Annotated in this window: 16 protein-coding genes; 7 read left to right on the top strand and 9 right to left on the bottom strand. The window is 42.2% G+C overall.

What is annotated here, in order from left to right:
• The first annotated feature begins 82 nt into the window (after positions 1-82).
• From AC5JMF_RS17855 to AC5JMF_RS17845, 3 genes are all read left to right on the top strand, one after another.
• On the top strand, positions 83-856 hold the full coding sequence (locus AC5JMF_RS17855) for a TVP38/TMEM64 family protein (RefSeq protein WP_495797061.1): 774 nt from the start codon (positions 83-85) through the stop codon (positions 854-856).
• 377 nt (positions 857-1,233) lie between these two features.
• Positions 1,234-1,539: an RNA-binding regulator gene (gene rbp / locus AC5JMF_RS17850; protein ID WP_495797059.1), complete on the top strand. Its 306-nt coding sequence runs from the start codon at positions 1,234-1,236 to the stop codon at positions 1,537-1,539.
• A 330-nt stretch (positions 1,540-1,869) separates the two neighbouring features.
• The gene (locus AC5JMF_RS17845) at positions 1,870-3,417 is read left to right on the top strand and encodes a mercuric reductase (protein ID WP_495797058.1); all 1,548 of its coding nucleotides are present in this window, start codon (positions 1,870-1,872) and stop codon (positions 3,415-3,417) included.
• Between the two features lie 126 nt (positions 3,418-3,543).
• On the opposite strand, the gene AC5JMF_RS17840 is transcribed toward AC5JMF_RS17845, so the two are convergent.
• On the bottom strand, positions 3,544-6,942 hold the full coding sequence (locus AC5JMF_RS17840) for a PA14 domain-containing protein (RefSeq protein WP_495797057.1): 3,399 nt from the start codon (positions 6,940-6,942) through the stop codon (positions 3,544-3,546).
• Positions 6,943-7,899: 957 nt separating this feature from the next.
• Between AC5JMF_RS17840 and mgtE the strand changes: the two genes are divergently transcribed.
• Entirely contained in the window at positions 7,900-9,300 is a 1,401-nt protein-coding gene (gene mgtE, locus AC5JMF_RS17835) for a magnesium transporter (RefSeq protein WP_495797056.1), read from the top strand.
• 69 nt (positions 9,301-9,369) lie between these two features.
• Here the strand turns inward: mgtE and AC5JMF_RS17830 are convergent, their stop codons facing one another.
• The 3 genes from AC5JMF_RS17830 to dapF form a co-directional block, all read right to left on the bottom strand.
• Complete coding sequence (locus AC5JMF_RS17830) at positions 9,370-9,669, bottom strand: DUF433 domain-containing protein (RefSeq protein ID WP_495797055.1); 300 nt, start codon at positions 9,667-9,669, stop codon at positions 9,370-9,372.
• Between the two features lie 81 nt (positions 9,670-9,750).
• Complete coding sequence (locus tag AC5JMF_RS17825; RefSeq protein WP_495797054.1) at positions 9,751-10,008, bottom strand: hypothetical protein; 258 nt, start codon at positions 10,006-10,008, stop codon at positions 9,751-9,753.
• 265 nt (positions 10,009-10,273) lie between these two features.
• On the bottom strand, positions 10,274-11,131 hold the full coding sequence (gene dapF, locus AC5JMF_RS17820; protein ID WP_495797053.1) for a diaminopimelate epimerase: 858 nt from the start codon (positions 11,129-11,131) through the stop codon (positions 10,274-10,276).
• Between the two features lie 219 nt (positions 11,132-11,350).
• On the opposite strand from dapF, the gene AC5JMF_RS17815 reads away from it, so the two are divergent.
• Positions 11,351-11,566, top strand: a complete 216-nt coding sequence (locus AC5JMF_RS17815; protein WP_495797060.1) for an Hfq-related RNA-binding protein — start codon at positions 11,351-11,353, stop codon at positions 11,564-11,566.
• A 181-nt stretch (positions 11,567-11,747) separates the two neighbouring features.
• On the opposite strand, the gene AC5JMF_RS17810 is transcribed toward AC5JMF_RS17815, so the two are convergent.
• The 5 genes from AC5JMF_RS17810 to AC5JMF_RS17790 all read right to left on the bottom strand — a co-directional run bounded on the left by AC5JMF_RS17810 (position 11,748) and on the right by AC5JMF_RS17790 (position 18,683).
• Positions 11,748-14,015 (bottom strand): cation:proton antiporter domain-containing protein, encoded by a 2,268-nt coding sequence (locus AC5JMF_RS17810; protein ID WP_495797052.1) that lies wholly within the window; start codon positions 14,013-14,015, stop codon positions 11,748-11,750.
• Between the two features lie 532 nt (positions 14,016-14,547).
• A complete protein-coding gene (locus AC5JMF_RS17805; protein WP_495797051.1) occupies positions 14,548-14,880 on the bottom strand; it encodes a hypothetical protein in 333 nt (110 codons plus the stop codon).
• A gap of 59 nt (positions 14,881-14,939) precedes the next feature.
• Positions 14,940-17,234, bottom strand: coding sequence for a 1,4-alpha-glucan branching enzyme (gene glgB / locus AC5JMF_RS17800; protein WP_495797050.1), 2,295 nt, complete (start codon positions 17,232-17,234; stop codon positions 14,940-14,942).
• A gap of 318 nt (positions 17,235-17,552) precedes the next feature.
• Entirely contained in the window at positions 17,553-17,858 is a 306-nt protein-coding gene (locus AC5JMF_RS17795; RefSeq protein WP_495797049.1) for a hypothetical protein, read from the bottom strand.
• A gap of 633 nt (positions 17,859-18,491) precedes the next feature.
• A complete protein-coding gene (locus AC5JMF_RS17790; protein WP_495797048.1) occupies positions 18,492-18,683 on the bottom strand; it encodes a hypothetical protein in 192 nt (63 codons plus the stop codon).
• A gap of 658 nt (positions 18,684-19,341) precedes the next feature.
• On the opposite strand from AC5JMF_RS17790, the gene AC5JMF_RS17785 reads away from it, so the two are divergent.
• Positions 19,342-20,013, top strand: coding sequence for a hypothetical protein (locus tag AC5JMF_RS17785; protein ID WP_495797047.1), 672 nt, complete (start codon positions 19,342-19,344; stop codon positions 20,011-20,013).
• Between the two features lie 201 nt (positions 20,014-20,214).
• Complete coding sequence (locus AC5JMF_RS17780) at positions 20,215-22,032, top strand: peptidoglycan D,D-transpeptidase FtsI family protein (RefSeq protein ID WP_495797046.1); 1,818 nt, start codon at positions 20,215-20,217, stop codon at positions 22,030-22,032.
• Positions 22,033-22,086 lie beyond the last annotated feature (54 nt).

Here is a 22,086-nt window from a genome sequence, read left to right as displayed (position 1 = left end):
TCTCCTGACGGAGACGCTACGCGAACAGAACTTTTCGCTGCGCCTCTGCGTGAAACAAAAAAATATTTATGTAAGAGGTCTAATGAAAAATAATTTGATTACTAATAAGTCAAAAAATATAAATTTTATGAGACTTTTTAAACCAGGTATATTAATCTTGATAGCATTAGCGATCGCTTTCTTTTTAAACACACAATTTGTCATAGCCGAAGAATCTACTCAAACATTTTCTTTCAATCCCCAAGCAGTTTTACGAGATGCTTTGCAGTGGATTGATGGCCTTGGAACAGTAGGTTATCTAGCTTTTATCGCCATTTATATTATTGCTACCGTCGCTTTTTTACCAGGCTCCATCCTCACCTTGGGTGCTGGCTTTGTCTTTGGTGTAGTATGGGGTTCACTTTATGTATTTGTTGGCGCAACCTTGGGTGCTACTGCGGCGTTTATTGTTGGACGTTATTTAGCAAGAGGTTGGGTTGCGCGTAAAATAGCGGATAACAAAAAATTTGCCGCTATTGACCGAGCTGTTGGCAAAGAAGGATTAAAAATCGTACTTTTAACGCGACTATCTCCCATATTTCCCTTCAATTTATTAAACTACGCTTTTGGAATTACGGGAGTTTCACTCAAAGATTACCTCATCGGCTCTGTGGGTATGATTCCTGGCACAATTATGTACGTTTACATTGGTTCTCTTGCTGGGAATCTGGCCATGATTGGCACTGAAACTCAACCCACCAACCCAACAGTACAATGGGCAATCCGAGTTATAGGTTTAATTGCTACAGTCGCCGTCACTGTCTACATTACTCGTATCGCTCGCAAAGCTTTAGAAGAAGACGTTATCAGTAATTAATCTTTATTAAGTTAATATTACAATTTATTAAATATTTATTACATTACTTTACAGACGGTGGCAACATACAACAATTAAACTAAGAGTCTTGCTCATGTCAGATTTTAAAATCTCACACTTGTGATTTCTAACGGACGTAGTGCTGTGCATCCAATTGTCACTCTCAGGAGCGGCAATGATTACATAAATTTTAATAAATATTTTGCTCACTTTCCCCACAATAGTTAAATAATGTGTAATCGTGGAAAGTGAGAATTAATTCGGCGACCTCGTTTGTTTTTATTATTGGTAGGCTTTTGTCTTTTGGTATTTACAACAGACTTTTCTCCGAAACTTAAATCTCTACACAACCTATGATTGATTTCGGAGACAATTTTATGTCAGTTTATGTAGGCAATCTTTCTTATGAAGTTACAGAAGAAAGCCTGAATGCTGTGTTTGCAGAATATGGTTCTGTAAAGCGCGTTCAGCTACCTACTGACCGTGAGACAGGCCGTTTACGCGGCTTTGGTTTTGTGGAAATGGGTACAGATGCAGAAGAAGCAGCCGCTATTGAAGCTCTGGATGGTGCTGAATGGATGGGACGTGACCTCAAAGTGAATAAGGCTAAACCTAGAGAAGACAGAGGTTCTTTTGGTGGAAACCGAAACAGCTACGGTGGCGGTGGACGTAACCGTTACTAAACTCCGTAGATTTAGCTTTTTGAGCTAATTCGTTAGTCAAAAAATTAGTTTAACGTAATGACGGCTCAAGCACTCTTTGCTTGAGCCTTTTTAAGTGCTTGTACTCCTTTAGGGAAGCAAGCGAGGCAAAGCGTTTCGTACAAAAGAGCTTGGTCAAAAGGCAAAAAACTTTCATTGCTAGAATGCAAATATTTTGTCAATTATTAAACTGACAAAATATTTGCAAAACTGTAATCCTTGTAAGTTAAGCATCTTGAATAAGGATGAAAGCTCAAGAAGAAAACTTTACCGATTCATCCTTATACACTTCACCCTTCAAAGGTATTACCAATGTCCAATTCAGAATTCGAGAGAGTCACTGTACTCCCAATGGATGAGTATAATCAAACGTTGGTTTCTCACGTTCATCCGCCAGATTGGGTTAATCCTCAGCCTGCTGATATTTACGATTTGGTAGTAATTGGTGCTGGTACGGCGGGATTAGTGGTGGCGGCGGGTGCAGCGGGTTTAGATTTAGGTTTAAAAGTGGCGTTGATTGAAAAGCATCTCATGGGTGGAGATTGCTTAAATGTTGGTTGTGTACCATCTAAGACTGTCATCCGTTCTTCGCGTGTAGTTGGCGAATTATGGAATGCTAAACGCTTGGGAATTAACATTCCAAAACATATTGATGTTGATTTTTCTACAGTCATGGCACGGATGCGACGAATAAGGGCTGGTATTAGCCATCATGACTCAGTAAAACGTTTTCAAAAGTTAGGAGTAGATGTTTTTTTAGGTAGCGGTCGGTTTGCGAGTAAAAATACTATACAAGTTGCTGATACAACTCTCCGGTTTAAAAAAGCTGTAATTGCTACTGGTGCCAGAGCTGCGCGACTCTCAATTCCTGGAATTGAAAAGGCGGGTTATCTAACTAACGAGACGGTTTTTTCGCTAATTCAAAAACCGGAACGTCTGGCGGTGATTGGTGGCGGCCCGATTGGTTGTGAATTGGCTCAAGCTTTCCGGCGCTTAGGCTGTGAGGTGGTACTTTTACATCGCGGTTCTCACATCCTCAATAAAGAAGATGCTGATGCTGCTGAAATTTTGCAAAAGGTCTTGATTGGGGAAGGAATTCGTTTGGTACTGAATTGTCAATTAGAAGAGGTGGTGAATGTTACTGAAGGTAAAAGGCTTTACTTTTCTTCTAAAGGTCATCGAGATTCAGTGACAGTAGACGAAATTTTAGTGGGCACAGGGCGATCGCCAAATGTGGAAGGTTTAAATTTAGAGGCAGTAGGTGTAAAATATGACCAAAAGCAGGGTGTATTGGTGAATGATTATCTGCAAACTACCAATCCGAAAATTTATGCAGCTGGCGATATCTGCATGAATTGGAAATTTACCCACGCTGCGGATGCCGCCGCCCGAATTGTCATTAAAAATACGTTGTTTTCTCCTTTTGGCTTGGGGCGTTCTCAGCTTAGTAGTTTAGTAATGCCTTGGGTGACATATACAGACCCAGAAATTGCTCATGTAGGCATGTATGAACACCAAGCGCAAAAGTTAGGTATTGATACAGTAACGATCGCTATTCCTTTTAGTAGTGTAGACCGAGCGATCGCTGATGCTGAAGAATTGGGATTTCTCAAAATTCTCCACAAAAAAGGGTCTGATGAAATTCTCGGTGCCACCATTGTTGCTAGCCATGCAGGCGAGATGATTTCTGAAGTGACTGCGGTCATAGTGGGTAAACTGGGTTTGAGCAAGCTTAGCAATGTTATTCATCCTTACCCAACTCAAGCTGAAGCCATAAAAAAAGCGGCAGATGCATACCGCCGCACACTCCTAACACCAAGAACTAAAAAATTGTTGGAATTTATCACAAAGTTTTCTTAGGGATTGGGGATTGGGGACTGGGGACTGGGGACTGGGGACTGGGGACTGGGTGTTTGTTATTTCTCCCCCTGCTCCCCCTGCCTACCCGCGTCCCCCGGTCACTGAGCGAAGTCGAAGTGCATCCCTCTACGCCGGACGCCAACGCTCAATCTTATTGCCGTATAAGCTGACGTAGTAAATATAACCATCTGGTCCAGCGTTGATCTGTACGGGCGAATTTAAACCGGAAGCAAACCGCTTAACTGAGGTAACTTTACCATCATCGCTCAATGTCAAAGAATCAATGGTGCCTTTACTTGGGTCGCCGATAAACAATGCACCTTGATAAATCGAAGGCAAGCTGTTACCGAGGTAAAAATCACCTACAACAATTGCATTGGCACCAACATGTTTGTAAGCATAAATTGGTGCTGTAATGATCTCACCGCTGGTGTAGGAGGCTTGGGCGCTAGGTAGTGTGCTGTATTCTGGTTGTTGCAAATTGAAGCCGTCAGCACCTTCATAATAGGGCCAGCCAAAGTTAGCGCCTCGTCCGGTATTCGCTTCTTCCCAAGTTTTCCAACCAACGTCACCAATGTAAGGCGTGTTGGTTCGGGGATCAATCGTAAATCGGAAGGGGTTACGCAGACCGTAGTTATAAACCCTAGAACGATTGCTATCGGAATTACCATCGTAGAATGGATTATCTGATAAGCCTTTACCAGTCATGGCATCAATTCGCAAAATTTTTCCAGATAAATTATTCAAATCCTGAACGCGAATTGCTCGCGCATCTACCCGGTTGTAAGAAGTACCATCACCAAGGCTCACGAATAAAGAACCATCAGTACCAAAGCTCACAGTCCCAACTGAGTGAGATTCACTATCGGTCGCTAGATAATCCTCAATGTTGACAACTTTGTCGAGGTTGTCTAGATAATCTTGCATGTTGGCAAATCGTTTGCCAGTTTGACTGTTAATGATTCCTGAAGGGGCGTAGTTGAGTTTATTGTCGAGTTTAATATCTGTGCTATTGCCATCAGGACGACTGATATTTTCCCAAATGCTGTTTTTGCCCAACAGCACAACTTCACTACCAGGGACAACAGTGGTGTAGTTGGTTGCGGAGTCGGCTGTCACCCGGATTAGCCGCGCCGCACGATTACCTTTGGCATCAGGCCCATCTAAGACTGTGTTAGGGTTGGTGTTGTTATAAACTTCTGGTGGATCGTAGGTAAATAGCAAGTAAATGTAAGGATTATCGGGGAAATCAGGATGTACAGCCAGATCTAACAGTCCGCGATCGCTTACACTATTTACCTGTCCAGAGATATCGATGAATGGTTTTGCTAATAGTTTGCCATCTTCAAATACTCGAACTACCCCACCTTTCTCAGCAATATACAAGCGATCGCCATCGGGTGTCCACTCAAAAGATGTAGGTAGATTCAACCCTGAAACGACTGTTTCTAAGGTCAAGTTACCAGGGTCATCATCAATGATCGAAATAGTAGCTAGATTTTGAAGATTCAAACCCACCCCAACTGGATTTGTAAACTTCACATTAAAGCTCTCGTTTGTCTCTCCAATAGTGTCTTTGGTAATGGGAATAGAAATGATTTGAGAGCGTATTCCTGGGTCAAAGTTTAAGGTTCCAGACACAGCTTGGTAATCAGTTCCTACTTTGGCAGTCCCGTCTGTGGTTGTATACTTTACACTAGCAGCCTCGGAACTTTTACCCCGTGTCACTTTGAGTGTAGCAAGACCATCATCTTCATTCAACACAACCTCAGAAAAACTCAAATCAGTGCGATCGTCGTCTTCAATCGTCATTCTCAGAGTTCTTTGAATTCCTAAGAAAGCGTTTTCTGGTTGATCAATAACGATGGTAAAAGTTTCGTCTGATTCTGATAAACTATCCTTTAGGATAGGTACAATGATGTCTTTGCTAGCCTCTCCTGGATTAAAGGTAAGTGTACCTGCTTTCTCTTGGTAGTCATCCCCTGCTTTGGCGCTTTCGCCCATAGTATAATACTTGACAGTTGATGTACTATTTAAATCATCGCCATTGCGCTTCACCGTGATGTTCAAACTATCATCACTCTCACCAACAGTTGTATAGGACTGCCCCAAGGTAATGATTGGTTGAAAAGACGGTGTGTACAACTGAGATTTGGGAATAATTTCTTTTACTTGAGAGGAACTCGACCATAAGAGTTTAGCAACTGCTGGCCCATAGATTTCCAAGTACTCCATTTTAATTTCGTACTTTTCACCGGCTTGCAAGGTAATATTGCCACTGCCTCGTTTGGAAACTTGATTGGTTGGTAGATTGATAATTTGCTCACCGTTTATCGATACTTTGGCACCATCATCGCTGATGAGATAAAAGGTATATGTCTCGCTGTATTTGGGTTCTATAAAACCTGTCCAACGTACGGAAAAGGTTTGGTTAGCTATAGACGCAGTAGGACTACCATCAGCCCAATCAAAGTTGATTGTTGAGTCGGTGCGAGTTAGCTTCAAATTAGTGAAGTCTAAATTGTCGAAATACTCTGCTTTCAATCCTTTACCTGTGCCAGCAATATTTACCAAAAAAGTACCTAAGTTGGCAGCTGGAGCAAAATTGCCGCTAGTGTCGCTAATTTGATTGGCTTGTAGATTAATAGTGTAAGTTCCATTTTTGGTACTATTCCAACTTCCGCTAGGAGCATTAATACTATATGTAGCCGTGCGCTCATTGCCATTGCTGCTATTATCTACACTGACCAATTTTGCTAATTGACTAAATTCGTTTGGCCCAGTCACAAGCACATCGCTGTTGTCTAAGGTTGAAACCTTAACGGCTGTGTCATCTTTGTAAGTGACAGTAAAGTTATAAGTATTAGTATTTCTGGCTGTCAGAGTAGTAGTTTTTGCTGTAGCGGTGAGTGAGGTAGCGTCGGTGTATAACTGGGATTGAGGAATAACTTCTTTTACTTGCAAAGAACTCGACCAAGAAAGTCTAGACATTGCCCGAACAAAATTATCGTAGTACTCTAATTTAATGTCGTACTTCTGACCTGCTTCTAGAGCTATTGTACCCTTGACTTCTGTCGCACCTTGATCGACGAAACGATTGATTATTTGCTTACCGTTGACCCACAGGCGAACACCATCATCACTAGTGGTGTAAAAGGTGTATGTATCACTGTATTTTGCCTCCACTAACCCTGTCCAACGCACAGAGAATGTATCTTTATCGATAGACTTGTCAGGAGACCCATAAAGCCAGTCAAAGTCTACTTTGGAATCGATGCGAGTTAACTTTAAGTTTGTGAAATTTTTGTTATCAAAATACTCAGCATAGAGTCCGTTTCCTGAAGAGAGGCTGCTTTTTGCTGTCTGTAGACTAGGTTCACTAACGCTACTAGCTCGTGCAAAAGTTTTGATCTGCTGAGAATTGTTTGTATCTAAAGACGATGAAGGGGTAATTGCTGAACTTACTACAGTTGATAACTGTTGATTAAGGGCTAAGTTACTATTTTGATTGGCAGAATTATTCATAGATATATACCTCAAAACTATATCAGGATTGATATCCTAATAAATACTTTAGGATTACTTTAGGTGTTGAATACTTGGAAAAATATCCACTAAGATATAAACGCAAATATGTTGATTTGCGAATTCAATTAGCTTGCTATTTTGTTATTTAAAGCTTCCGCGATATATCTTTTTCCTACAATTGCTAAAAAATAAAACTGTAAAAAAAATATATATCGCTGGAAATAGCGGATATTACTTAAAGATGTGATTAATTTTATTTGACATGACATCCTGGTGTTATGTCTATTGTTTTTCTCAGTATTGTTTAAATATTTACAATGCCATGTAGCTTTTTAAAGCTATATCAAAGTTTTCATCAACCTCGAATGAAATTTGCAAAAGTTACGTAATGATTTAGGACTACATGATCACAATATACCACTTAAGTATATCGAAATTGTGTAAAGAGAAATTTTGATATTTAAAGTTTAAAAAATAGTAATTTTTACCTATTAGCCTAATAACTGTATTGTTTGATTTCTCTAGCAAAGATACATTTTGACTTTATACAGAACAATGTTTGTTCAATCAGTAAAAATGAATCTAAATAAACTTAGTATATAAAAATCACTTTTTATTAGCTAAAGATGCTAACAAGAAAGGTTTTGTCTACTAAACAGATATTATTTATCAACGTTTATTTATACCCACTTATTTAACACATTTTATTATCTTATGTATAATTTAATACAATAAAATAGATTCACTTACAAATGAAGTAGCTAGTAGACTGATACAGCCACTACAAACAAGATTGGGAGTTAGAGGAGAGAAGATATGGGGCAAAATTTAATCCAAAACGCCAGAGGTGAAAAATATTTTTGTGTCAGTTCTGACAAGTTTGACTTGTACATTCCCACTTTCACCTAGACTAGGGGCAGCAACCTTGTTAATATCGGCTAAGGAAAATAGACTGTGACTGAGACAAACAACCCAACCTCTACCCTCTTGAATGTCTCACGCAGGGAGTTGAGAGATTTAGTACGATCGCAACTGCAAATGCTACTGGAAGTGGGAGATTTGCCGGGAGCAAAAGCCATCCTAATACCAGTGCAATCTGCGGATATTGCTGAGGCCATTGAAGGTTTGCCAGAAGCAATGCACGCTTTAGCTTTTCGCTTGCTTTCTAAGGACGAGGCAATAGAGGTTTATGAATATCTTGACTACAGCGTCCAAGAAAGGCTAATCGAAGAACTGAAAAGTCAAGATGTACGCGATATTGTAGATAAAATGTCGCCCGATGACCGAGCGAGGTTATTTGATGAATTACCAGCAAAAGTTGTCAATCGGCTGTTAGAACAGCTCAGTCCAGCAGAACGTCAGGCTACGGCTCAACTATTAGGTTATGAAGCCGATACAGCCGGACGAATTATGACACCGGAATTAATTTCTTTAAAAGAAAATTTTACAATATCTCAAGCGCTAGAGCGGATTCGTAACTTAGCTAATGCTAGCGAGATGATTTATTACCTTTACATTACTGATGTAGAAAGGCGCTTAAAAGGGATTTTATCACTGCGGGAATTGGTGACGGCTCAACCAGACCAAACCATTGGTGATATTATGGTTCGCGATCCGGTGCTTGTCTACACCGACACCGACCAAGAAGAAGTAGCAAAATTAATCCAAAGATATGACTTTTTAGCAGTACCTGTAGTAGACCGAGAACAGCGTTTAGTAGGGATTGTCACGGTCGATGATGTCATTGATATCCTGCAACAGGAGACAACCGAAGATATTTATACAGTGGGTGGTGGTGTGCAGTCCGATGGCGACAACTATTTTCAGATGAATTTGATAGAAGTTGCTCGCAAACGGGTTTTATGGTTATTAGTTTTGCTAATTACTAACACCATGACAGGAACGATTATTAAGTCACAGGAGGATATCTTATCAAAAGTTGTTACACTAACGGCATTTATTCCCCTATTAACTGGTACTGGCGGTAATGTAGGCGCTCAGTCTTCCACTGTCGTGATTAGGGGGATGAACACCGAAGAAATTCGATCGCTTGGTGCTTGGCAAGTCATTGGGCGAGAAGCGATCGCAGGTGCTTTATTAGGAGGTATGCTAGGTACAATTGCTACAGTGTGGGCTTTCTTATTGCAAGGGAGATTAGAAGTTGCGATCGCTGTTGGCGTTAGTTTAGTAGCTATTTCTGTTTTGGCTTCTATTTCCGGTTCCGCACTACCGTTTTTATTTCGCCTACTCCGTTTAGATCCTGCTTTGATGTCAGCACCATTCATTACCACAGCAGTTGATGTACTGGGTGTTTTGATATACTTCAACTTGGCAAGAGTAATTTTAAAGTTATAGAAGGGCGATCGCACTGCATTCAGGTTCTAAGCTGTCGCGCCTACAAATCGAGATAAAGCCGGATAAGGCTCATACGATCGCCTCAGTTGATGGTTGATGCAATTGTTCAAGGCGATGGGCTTCTGCTGCTTGATGAGCAATATCAGCTTCGATTGCGCTCTTGTTGGCGTGGTAGTAAGCAAGCGCAGCATATACTTCAGCTAGGGTAATATGTCCAATTCGATCCCCAATATCTTCAGCAGCTAGCCCTCGCTTGTACCAGAAAACAACACGCCGAACTGTTACACCTTTGCCTGAAATGTGTGGGACTCCGTTGTGGAGTCCTGGAGTTTGGCTGATTAAAGTGCCAATGTCTACTGTGGTAGTCATTTGTGGTTCTCGTCATCAGGAGGTCTAACGACTATTGTAGGGCTGAAGATTGCAAGGATGGAACTGTGGTTTATTTCCTTTTCATAGTTCGGAAGCTGTATCTGGAGCAATAATTTCACCAGTTCCTAATTCCAGTATCAAGTCTTGATCAGTAATCAGTTCGCTGAGTTCCTTAACTTGTAAGTTCATTTCCTCGCAAGCTTGCCTTAATTCGCTAGCAAACTTATTGAGATCATTACCATATCCACATAGATAGGCAGCGGTTTCGATTCCCTGCTTAGCATTTGCTCTAGCACAATCTACTAGTTCTGTGCCATGCAATGGTGTAGAAGATGCCATAGATGTCGTTTTTATTGATTATGTATTCATTGCTAGATAGATTATCAATCTTTTGGGATGAACACATCCTTCTAATGGTGGTAAGCTAATCTGCCTTTAACTTGCATAATCCTTTGCCTCAGAAAGACGCAAAGAGAAGTTGCGTGCGGGGGTTCCCCCCGTTGAGCAAACTTCGGAGGACGCGCTTAAGGGGAGACGCGGGGATGCAATTTGAATGATTATTAGCTTATGGCAGGCAAAAAGCCTACCCACCCATCCGCAAAGACTATAACTTACCAGTAAACACCCGCTTTGCTGGCCCTGTCATGTAAACTCGCTGGTCAATTTCCGACCATTCAATTTGTAAGGGGCCACCAGGTAATTCTACAGTTGCGAGGCGATCGCATTTCCCCGTCAATACACCAGCCACTAGTGATGCACAAGCACCAGTCCCGCAAGCTAATGTAATACCTGCACCTCTCTCCCATACCCGCATTTTCAGGTAGTCACGGCTTACTACTTGAATAAATTCAGTATTTGTGCGTTGGGGGAAAACTGGATGATGCTCAAATTGAGGGCCTATAGTTTCTAGAGGAATTGCTGCTACATCCTCTACAAAAGTAATACAGTGGGGATTCCCCATACTCACACAGGTAACCTCCCAAGTTTCCCCTGCCACCGCTAACGGCTGATTAATAACTTTCTGTTGGGCAGATGTAAGATTAGTGGGAATTTCCCCAGCAAGTAATCGAGGTAAACCCATATCCACCTTTACTTGCTCATGGGATATGAGTTGAGGTGTAATTGTACCAGCTAAGGTATGAATGCGATAGGTAATTGGGAATTGGGAAGACTCTTTCCCAGTCCCCAGTCCTTCTAAATCTGCTAAAAAGCTGGCTAAGCAGCGAATACCATTACCGCACATTTCCGGTTCTGAACCATCAGAATTAAAAATCCGCATTGTGTAGTTAGTACCATTTTCACCAGGCAGGGCAAAAATTACACCATCAGCACCGATACCGAAGTGGCGATCGCACAATTGCACTGCCTGCTCTGGAGTGATTACAGGCTCAGACGTAGAGCGATTATCAATCAGAATAAAGTCGTTACCCAAACCGTGATACTTAGTAAATTCGATTGCCATTTCCAAAATCCATCAATTATATTTGTGTTTTGCTGTTTGTTCTTTGTCATCAAGGCAGGGAACTCTTAACAGTTGTTCCTATTTCCTGCGATGTACTGAACGTAGCCGAAGCGAGTTCCCCGTTCCCTTTTTAATTGTCCTTTGTAAATAACTAATACTTCGGCTCCTCTCAGTACAAGTGACTAATGACTAATGACCAATAACTAATGATTAATGACTATGATTACTGAATTTGACACCTCCTTACCCAGTATTAGACAAGTTCAAAACCTAATTAAACAAACAACGCCAGTAGAGTTCAAGCTACTCACTGGCGATGTCATGACAGGAATAGTTATATGGCAAGACATACATTGCGTCTGTATCGCCAATGAAGACAGCCAACAAACCACAGTTTGGAAGCAGGCGATCGCATATATTAAGCCTAAAGGTTAGACATTGAATGTAGAGACGCGCTTTTGAAGCGTCTCTAAGCTAATAATCATTCAAATTGCATCCCCGCGTCTCCCCTTAAGCGCGTCCTCCGAAGTTTGCTCAACGGGGGGAACCCCCGTTGAGCAACTTCTCTCCGCGTCTTTCTGAGGCAAAGGATTATGCAAGTTAAAAGCAGATTAGCTTACAAGGGTTTCGGGTAACTATTGACAGTAAACAAATGTTGTATTTGATTCAGACCTGAGAGGCTACCGCATAGTAGTACCTGATCGCCATCTCGCAAGTCCATATTCTCATCAGGAGAGCGAATAAATTTACCGTCTCGCCGGATTGCTTGTATTTGTACTTCATATTGTTCGCTGCTAGCTAAATCTGCAAGTTTTTTACCCAATATCGGAGAATCAGTATTTATCCGATTCCACTGGCAAGCACTATTTTCCCCAGGAACAGCTACTTGTCCCTTGGCAAATTCTGCTAAAGCTGCCAGTTCCTCGTCTGCTCCCACTACCAACAGGCGATCGCCTTCTGCTAATTTAGTTTGATCATCGGGATAGTCGATTTCATCGCCATTATCACGTCGAATCGCCATTAAACTGGCTCCTGTCAAGTAGCGCATATCCGTTTCTTCTAGGCTCATGCCAATTAAGGGTGAACCAGATGGTAAGGGATACCAGCGTCGATTTAAATCACTGGTTGCTTGTTGTAAATCGCGGGAAACTTCAAAAGCAGAACGTTCTGGGCGCAAATCTAAGTAATGATCCTTGCGGATTTGCTGCATTTGTTGCTGTACTACATCTGGCGATAAGCCTAAGCCAGTTAATAAGTGGGTTGCCATTTCTAAACTGGCCTCGAATTCTGGCTGTACTACTTCTCTGGCGCCTAGTTGATAAAGCACTTCAATGTTTCTATTTTGAGTAGCACGAACCACCAAGTCCAATTCGGGGGATAATTCCAAAGCGCGTTTCAAGCAAAGTCGGGTACTCATGGGATCTGGAAGTGCGATCGCCATTCCTTTAGCATGGTTAACACCAGCAGTTTCTAACACATGGAGACTCACACAATTTCCATAAACGTAAGGCACTCCAGCTTCCCGTAACTGCTGAATTCTACTTTCTGCTTGGTCAACTACTACCATAGGTAACTGTTGTAGTTGTAACAACTTCACCAAATTCCTCCCCACTCGCCCATAGCCACAAACGACTACATGGTCTTTCAAAGGTAGTTCTTCCGATACATCCCGTGGCTGCTGTTCCTCTAAATACGGTTTCAACCAAGGCATGGTTTCGGCAAAGTTAAATAAAAATGGCACTAACCGCAGCACAAAAGGGGTGAGCATGAGTGTAACTGCTGTAGTTCCCAAAATCAGCAGATATATCTGTCGAGACACCAACCCTAGCGCTTGTCCTTCACTGGCGAGAACAAAGGAAAATTCCCCAATCTGCGCTAGTCCCAACCCAGCAATTAAAGCTGTTTTCAAAGGATAGCGGAACAACTTCACCAGGGGAGTGATAATCAAAAACTTGCCCACAAAAACGATCGCCACCAGTCCTAAAATTAACTCCAGGTTGTTCCACAAAAATACTGGGTCAATCAACATCCCAATAGCAGCGAAAAATAAACTAGCAAAGATATCTCGCAGCGGCTCTACATAAGTTAAAGTTTGATCGGCGTATTCCACCTCAGAAATCATCAAACCTGCGACAAACGCACCCATTTCAATCGACAAGCCCAAATACTCTGTAATTAGGGCAATTACCAAACACAGCACTACCACACCTAATAGAAATAGCTCTCGGCTTTCAGTGCGGGCTAGCAGTCGCAACAAAGGGGGTATGAGCCAAATTCCTGCTACTATTGCCCCAGCAGCAAATAATCCCAAACGCAACAGCGCTGTCAGGACTGCAAAACCAATCGATTCTGCTGGTTGATGCAAAGCTGGTAACACTGCCAACATCAAACCCAACGCTAAGTCTTGGACTACCAAAATACCCAGCATTACCTGCCCGTGGGGCGTTTCTGTTTCATTGCGCTCCATCAAGCATTTGAGGACAACTGCTGTTGAAGATAAAGACAGAATCGACCCCAAAAACACACCCTTGGCTGGCAAGGCTCCCCAAGCTCCCGTTACCCCGCATACTAAAACAGTGATGAGGATTGTCAGGGCAATTTGGAGTCCACCACCGCCCAAGGCGATCGCTTTTACCTTTTTCAGTTCCGCTAAAGAGAATTCTACACCCAAAGCAAACAGCAAAAAGGCGACCCCAAACTGAGCCAGAGTCTCGATTTGAATAATTTCTTTAATCAGTCCCAGTCCCGCCGGGCCGACAATCATCCCACCAATGAGATAACCCAATAGAACCGGTTGCCGTAAAAGCGCCGCAAACAGCCCACCACAAGCTGCGACAGCGAGAACCGAAACTAAATCAACAATAAGTCTAAAATCTTCCTGCACAAGTTTTTAAAAGAACTATTAAGAGCTATTAACTCAGGATACAAATTTTTAACTATCTCAGGGTAGTTTGTTTTGTGAAGGGACTACAAAAGTTTTGACATACTCCCCGTAATTGAATCTATCCATTACCCGGATCTTTCTTAACAAACAGACAAAATACTTAAAATTAGACCGAAAGGGTTGATGGGTATAGTTTTGAGGACTGCGGCGATTACACGATATCGCCGCCACTTGGAAACTTCTCCATCCTGATTCTCCTAAGATATCTTTGTAGTTAACGATCGCACTCAGGTTTAGTCCATTTTCTGTCTCTCAAGTCAATCATGCTCTCATTATTTACTTCTATCATTCCCTCAGCGTCTGACTTACAGCAATGTTAAGAAAGATGCGACTAATGGATAGCCCAAACTGGGAGAGGGATTTAGGGTGAGAGCAACGCACTGACTTGGCTATACAGACAAAACCCACCTGCGTGGGTTTGAAAGGCCTAATTTTTGGTTATTTCACGGAGGTGAACTTTGTTTGTGTAGCATTAATCTGCTTTCAGCATCCACACCAGAAAGCTTAGAATTAATTCTACAGGAGGAAGAGAATAGTCCATTAAATCAATTGTGATTGTTTGTCCCTCTAACTTGAGAAATCGCCATTGCGTTCCGCTAGTAACAGTACCATAAACTACTGGGATCGCTTGTCCTTTGGCTTCATTATCAACTGCGATCGCCCACGGTAATTCTTCTAAAATATTTTGCAGTCTGTTACTTAAAGTAACTGGTTCAATTGAATCTGGGAAAAAGCGAACTCCCTCTACAGTAGTCAGGTGAAAATCTTGTTTCACTTTCTCAATGGTGAATTGACTGTAGGGCATATTAATTCGTAATTAAAACTAAAAACTTCAAAAGGGTGGGTATAGTCCCACCCTTTTAATTATCCTTCTAACGCTTCAGCAGTCTTCTGTTGATCCAATTTGAGTATCAACACACCCAAAGGTGGCAAACACAAATCTAGCGAATAAAGACGATTGTGCAATGACCAATCATCTGTCCACTTACCGCCCAAGTTACCCATATTACTGCCGCCATACTGACGCGCATCGCTATTAAACAACTCGGTATAAAATCCCTTTTCCGGTACACCGATGCGATAGTGGGAATGGGGTTGAGGCGTGAAGTTGCAAACCACAATCACGAAGTCTTCAGAATCTTTGTCACGTCTGATGAAAGAAACGACGCTGTGACGATTGTCGCTACAGTCAAGCCACTCAAACCCTTCTCGTGCAAAATCCCACGTGTATAAAGCTGGTTCACTACGATAAAGATGGTTCAAATCCTGGAAAAACTGTTTTAACTGTTGGTGCGGTTCATACTGGAATAAGTGCCATTCCAAATCAGCCCAAACATTCCACTCACTCCACTGCCCAAATTCCATGCTCATAAACATGGTTTTTTTGCCTGGGTGAGCAAACATATAAGTAAACAAACAACGCACATTAGCAAACTTCTGCCATCTATCTCCCGGCATTTTGCCGATGATATTGCTCTTACCATGCACCACTTCATCGTGAGACAGGGCTAACATAAAGTTTTCACTGTGGTTGTACCACATACTAAAAGTAATGTTGTTTTGGTGGAACTGACGGAACCAAGGATCCATGCTGAAGTAATCCAACATGTCATGCATCCAACCCATATTCCACTTCAAATTGAAACCCAATCCACCTGTGTAGGTAGGCCAAGATACCATCGGCCACGAGGTAGATTCTTCAGCAATTGAAAGAACACCAGGAAAATAGCTAAAGATGAGATGATTTACTTGACGTAAAAAATCCGCTGCTTCTAGGTTTTCTCTGCCACCGTACTGATTAAGTAGCCATTCTCCTTCCTTACGACAATAATCAAGGTAAAGCATGGAGGCTACAGCATCAACGCGAATACCATCAATATGATATCTGTCAAACCAAAACAGGGCATTTGCTACCAAAAAATTGCGAACTTCGTTGCGGTTGTAGTTAAACACCAAAGTTCCCCATTCTTTGTGTTCGCCTTTGCGAGGGTCTGCGTGTTCGTAAAGGTGAGTGCCATCGAAGAAAGCTAAACCATGTCCATCTTTGGGAAAATGACCAGGAACCCAATCCACAATCACGCCAATATCGTTTTGGTGACATTTGTCAACAAAATACATAAAGTCTTCGGGGCTACCAAAACGAGAGGTGGGAGCAAAATAACCAGTTACTTGATAACCCCAAGAACCATCAAAAGGATGTTCTGCAATGGGTAGCAATTCTACATGGGTGTATCCCAATTCCTTGACATAAGGAATCAGTCTTTCTGCTAACTCTCGGTAGGTTAGAAAACGCGCACCAGGATTTAGTTCGGAGACAGTAACTACGGGTTCAGTATCACCATTGGGTAGTCTAGCTGGTTCGGCACTAGAAGCGTGTAACCAAGAACCTAAATGTAGTTCATAAACTGAGACTGGTTGCGTCAGGGGATCAGTGTGACGCCGCTTTTCCATCCAGTTTTCGTCAGCCCAAGTATGAGTATTTAAATCAGTGACAATTGATGCTGTTTTGGGGCGAGGTTCTTGCCCAAAAGCATAGGGATCAGATTTTTCGTAAATGTGTCCTTCAAAATTTTTGATTTCATATTTGTAATGCTCTCCTATGCCCACTTCAGGAATAAACAATTCCCAAACTCCTGTTGGGCCTTTACGCATTTGGTGCTTGCGTCCGTCCCAGAGGTTGAAATCTCCCAATATGGAGACATTACGGGCATTAGGTGCCCAAACAGCAAAATAAACGCCCTTAACGCCGTCTATTTCTGTGGGATGCGCCCCTAATTTCTCATAAATTCGATGGTGGTTGCCTTCACTGAACAAATGCAAGTCAAATTCTGTAAGACGGGGAGAACGGAAAGCATAAGGGTCATAGGTGACACGTTCATGCTCCCCCTCTTTAATTCGCAGTTGGTAATTTGTCAGTTCTGCGGCTTCAATTGTGCATTCAAAAAAGTGGGGATGATGCACCGCCTGCATCGGGTATTCTTTTCGTTGTTCTGGAACGACTACCGATACTGTACTTGCATTTGGTAGGTAGGCTCGCACAGCCCAGACGTTTTTGCCATCTTGTTCTATTAAGTGAGAACCCAGTATTTCAAATGGATCGTGATGCTGATTCCAAACGATACGGTTAACCTGTTCAGGGGCGATCGTGGTCATGGACATGAAGCTACCTACGTGAAATAACGTGATTGACTAAATCTGCTTTTTTAATATCTATATATATTCTTTACATTTATTTGCAATTTTGTCGCCCCCGTTGCCTGAAGTTAAGATAAGTTTTGATTATCTTTTGGGAATGGGGAATTCATAATGACGCTCTCAGCGAAGCTATGCCGTAGGATTTACGCTACTGCTGCGAAGCGCGTAATTCGTAATTATTTCTTCTCCCTCATCTTTTGGTTGGTGAGTTTTGGCTACGCGGTAATCGAGCGAAGTCGAGATTCAACTACCGCAGAGTCAAACCACATCTCCCTAGCTTTTTCAAAGATCTAGAAAGGGAAAAACCTCAAGCAACGTCTTACGTATACGGAGTAAGAAAATTTGCTCTCTAATTCTGGATGTCAGAATTGGTGGGGGGGCTTCTTGGAGCTGAGTCTGTAGTTCTGCGTATTCTGCGGCACTTAGGTATTTGCCATCAATTGGCGATCGCGCTTCCGTAATAATTTGTGTACGCAGTATCTCTTCTGGTGTATCCTCTGGAGGCGGTAATGCCGTCACCACTGCTCTTGAATGGCTATTGAATCCTACAAGGGTAGCAGTAACTACAGTTAGTATAAATAATTTCATAACCTTTCTCGCTTTCACTCTGCCTATCTCCTGTTTCTTCCTTACTGAAATAATGAGTGCTATGAAGGTAAACGAGAAGGACTAACATTGAGAAAACCACAGTTTTTTGCTAAAGCAAAGCAGCTAGCTACACAAAAGCGCTAACTGCTTGCTCTAAATAACAGAATTTTGACTCTGAATAAATCTTCCTAGACGCTTATCCCTATTTTTAAAGCCGGGGGTTTGCGCGTCATTGGTTTTTGGTCAGAGGATAATTTCGGACAAACACTTGATGTGATTAGAAACTCTCCTCACCGAAGAGGCAGAGGGGAAGGGGGCACAAAGCAGGGGGAGCAAGTCCTTATCCTCTGCGCGAAGCCTGATCAAAGCAGGGGTACTCCGCTCCACTTTTCCAGGACACTCATCTGGGGCGGACTACAAGCTTTGTTCCAGTCTCTCCCCCCTGCTAAAAACTCCCTGCTCTCCTGCTTCTTTTGACCAGTATTTTTCTTTGCGCTCTATTTCACTTAGCTATATTTAGCAAGTTTCAGAACTTTATTAACCAACACAAGGATGCTGGCGTGTCATCCGAACTCAACGAAATTCAGGGATGTGGTGAGGAGAGTTGTCACTAAATTACTTTGGGCGTGGGGTTTATGGTGTCTTAGTGGGAGTAGCAGCGGGAGTAGCGGGAGTAGCGGCAGGGGTAGTTCCAGTATCCGCTGGTTCAGCGGGAGTAGCAGCTGGAGAAGTAGTACTGCCAGGTTCAGTAGTGCTATTTTCACAGGCTCCGAGAATTGCAGCCAGACTCAACATTATGGCCAAACCAAAGATTTTTGTTTTCATAACTCCTCTTTCACCAATTGTGGCTAGAAAATTTTTTCGCCTGTTGAATAAGATACCTTATTTATTGCTTTTTTTTAAAGGCTGTTAGATTACATATTTAAAAGCAATACTTTGGGGGTAATTTTTGATTTATAGGTATCATGCAGCCAGACGATTGGCTTGTCTCAAGTTAGAAGTATAGTAACTTAATCAGGAAACGGAAGCTATGCAGTTTGCTAGTAGTTCGATTCATGATAACAAAAGTTACGTTTTTTGGTACGGAGTATTGCACCTTGCTGCTTTCCATTGCCATACTTTAGATGCAATACTCAAACCGTTAAGCTGTCCAATCTCTGATTGCAGTATTGCAATCTTAGAGAAAGATGCAATTTTTTTGATTTGGAACGGCTTAAGTCATGTGTGGTGTTGCATACTGGTGTTCAGACAGCGTTTTTGACAGCATAGGGTTGTTGCCGCTTGACATGTAAGCGTCAACCTTTAAGCATAAACGGTTGAGACGATCAAATATACAACTTTTATCTAAAATGACTGACCTATTAGAATACTTAAAACGTTGTGTTTAGGCTATTATGTGTGCTTATTGCTCTTTGAGCAGTTTTAACCCAAGCAAAAATAGAGAATTAATCTAAAATACATTATTCACCATCTAAAAAAAATTATGGCTGTTGCTCGTAAATCAGCTGTTCCTACACAAGGCTCTTGGTTTTGGCGAAATTCAACCCCGCCTTTAGCAAAAAAACGCTCTAAGAATATAGATTCATCGACGCTTGGCACTACGTTTGTACCAGGAAATTCTAAAATAAAACGACGTTTATCAGAAAATCTACAGATTTCTTCTACAAATGAGACAATTGCACCCACATTGGTGAAAGAATCAGGTAAACAAAAAGTTTCAAATCTTCAGGGACAGTCTATTGCAAAGCAAAATACTTCTGGTGGACTTCCCGTAATGCCTAACTCTGGGGCACTACCTTTGTGGTTACTGCGCTTGTACAGTTTACATCGTTACTCATCAGTTGTAGCGTTTTTGTTTGTAGCAGCAGCGCTTGTAGCTTATGGCTGGACGGTATATTCCCAAGAGCTTTGGAGTCAAACATACCGCAGACTGCATAACTTGCAGCGTTATGAGCGACAGTTAACAACAAACAATGCAACTTTAACTAACAAGATTGCTAAAGAAGCAGAAGCACCAACTTCAGGATTAGTATCGCCAAGTCCTAAAGAGGCTATTTTTCTACCTCCAACATCTCATAGTTCTAATCCAATATCGTCTGCAATCAAGCCAAATTCTCAAACACAACAACAAACACCTTCGCCACTGGGATATTGAGGTTAAAGCTAAGGGATTCAAACTCCGAACGATTTTTTGTCTCCACGACTAAAGTCGCTTTGTTGCAACCAGGTGCTTCGATCTTGAGAAGGGTCGCTCTGTCCGTCTCCCCTTCTTTGTGTTTTCTTGGTCATTGGTTGATGGTTAGTGGTTTGAAAAAACTAACAAAGGACAACTGACAAAGGATAGACAACAATGCCAATGCAGAAGTCATCAAACAGAACAAAGTTAAGAAATTTTCGCAATCCAGTATTCAAAAGGCGACAAAAGGGTTCTCAACACAGATTGGCACAGGGGGAACTTGGCTCTGACACGCAAGACCAAATACCCAACACCAAGTCTCGATTGTTTGTAGTTTGGGGTGTATTAATGGTGGCTGGGTTAGGGTTGGCGATTAACTTATACCACTTGCAAATTGTTCGAGGAGCAAAGTTAACGGAGAAAGCAAGAAATCAGCAAATGGTGAATTTGCGACCTTTTATGCCCCGGCGGCCAGTGGTCGATCGCAATAATAATGTGTTGGCTATTGACCGTCCTGTGTATACTTTATACGCCCATCCGAAGCTGTTTGATAAATCTAATGAAGCGATCGCCCAACAACTAGCCCCTATATTAGCTAAAGATGCTGCTGAGTTAGTCAAAGTTTTTCAAAGTAAAAAAAGTGGGATTGTACTCGATGCTTCTCTACCAGAAGAAATTAGCGATCGCGTCACCTCATTAAGCCTCAATGGTTTAGAGTTAATTTCTAAATATTCTCGATATTACCCAGCGGAAGATTTAGTTGCCGATGTAGTGGGCTATGTTAATGTTGACCGTCGGGGTCAAGCTGGTGTGGAGTACAGTCAAGAGAAGTTACTGGAACGTTCTGTGCAAACGGTACGCCTGAGTCGTTCTGGTAACGGAATGCTTAAGCCAGATTATGCTCCTGAAGGCTTTATGCATTTTGATGATTTGCGATTGCAACTCACTATTGACACTCGTTTGCAAAGAGCTGCTCGCGCTGCTCTCAAACAACAGATGGAGAAGTTTAACGCCAAACGTGGGGCAGTAATTGTCATGGATGCGTTAGATGGTTCTCTACTGGCCCTAGTTTCTCAGCCTACCTATAACCCTAATGAATATTCTAGAGCTGATATTTCACTGTTCAAAAACTGGACAGTGGCAGATCTTTACGAACCAGGATCGACTTTTAAGCCTTTGAATGTTGCGATCGCTCTAGAAAATGGTGTCATTAAAGCAGATGATATATTTAATGATTCAGGTTCTATAAAAGTAGCTAATTATACTATTCAAAATGCCATGCTCAATGGTTACGGGCGAATCAGCATTGCTCAGATTTTGCAAAACTCTAGCAACATTGGCATGGTAAAAATTATCCAACGATTACAGCCTTCAGTGTACTACAACTGGCTAGAACGCTTGGGTCTAGGACAAACCGTTGATACAGATTTACCTTTTGAAGTAGGTGGTCGGCTGAAAAGTCAAGAAGAATTTATTGCCTCACCCATTGAGCCTGCTACTACCTCTTTTGGTCAAGGCTTTTCTTTGACACCTTTACAACTTGTGCAAATGCACGGTGCTTTAGCTAATGGTGGCAAATTAGTTACGCCCCACGTCATTCGGGGACTGATTGATAGTAAAGGGCAAATGCATTACTCACCCAATCGCACCACACCACGTCAAATTTTCTCAGCCTCGACAGCCCAAAAAGTCGTAGAAATGATGGAGACAGTAGTCTCTGAAGGTACAGGCAAGCCCTCACAAATTCCGGGATATCGCATTGCTGGTAAGACTGGTACAGCCCAAAAAGCCAGTAGTTCTGGTGGTTATCTCAGCAATGCTAAGATAACCAGCTTTGTAGGTATTCTCCCAGTAGAATCTCCCCGCTATGTCGTATTAGCGTTAGTAGATGAACCAAAAGGTGCAAATGCCTACGGTTCTACCGTCGCCGCCCCAATTGTCAAATCTGTGATGGAAGCGCTGATTCCCATTGAGAAGATTCCGCCTAGTAGGGATTAGGGATTGGGGATTGGGGACTGGGGATTGGGGATTGGGGATTGGGGATTGGGGATT

The sequence above is a fragment of the Desmonostoc vinosum genome (genome assembly GCF_059505385.1).
This window is presented reverse-complemented; position numbering and strand designations above follow the sequence as displayed.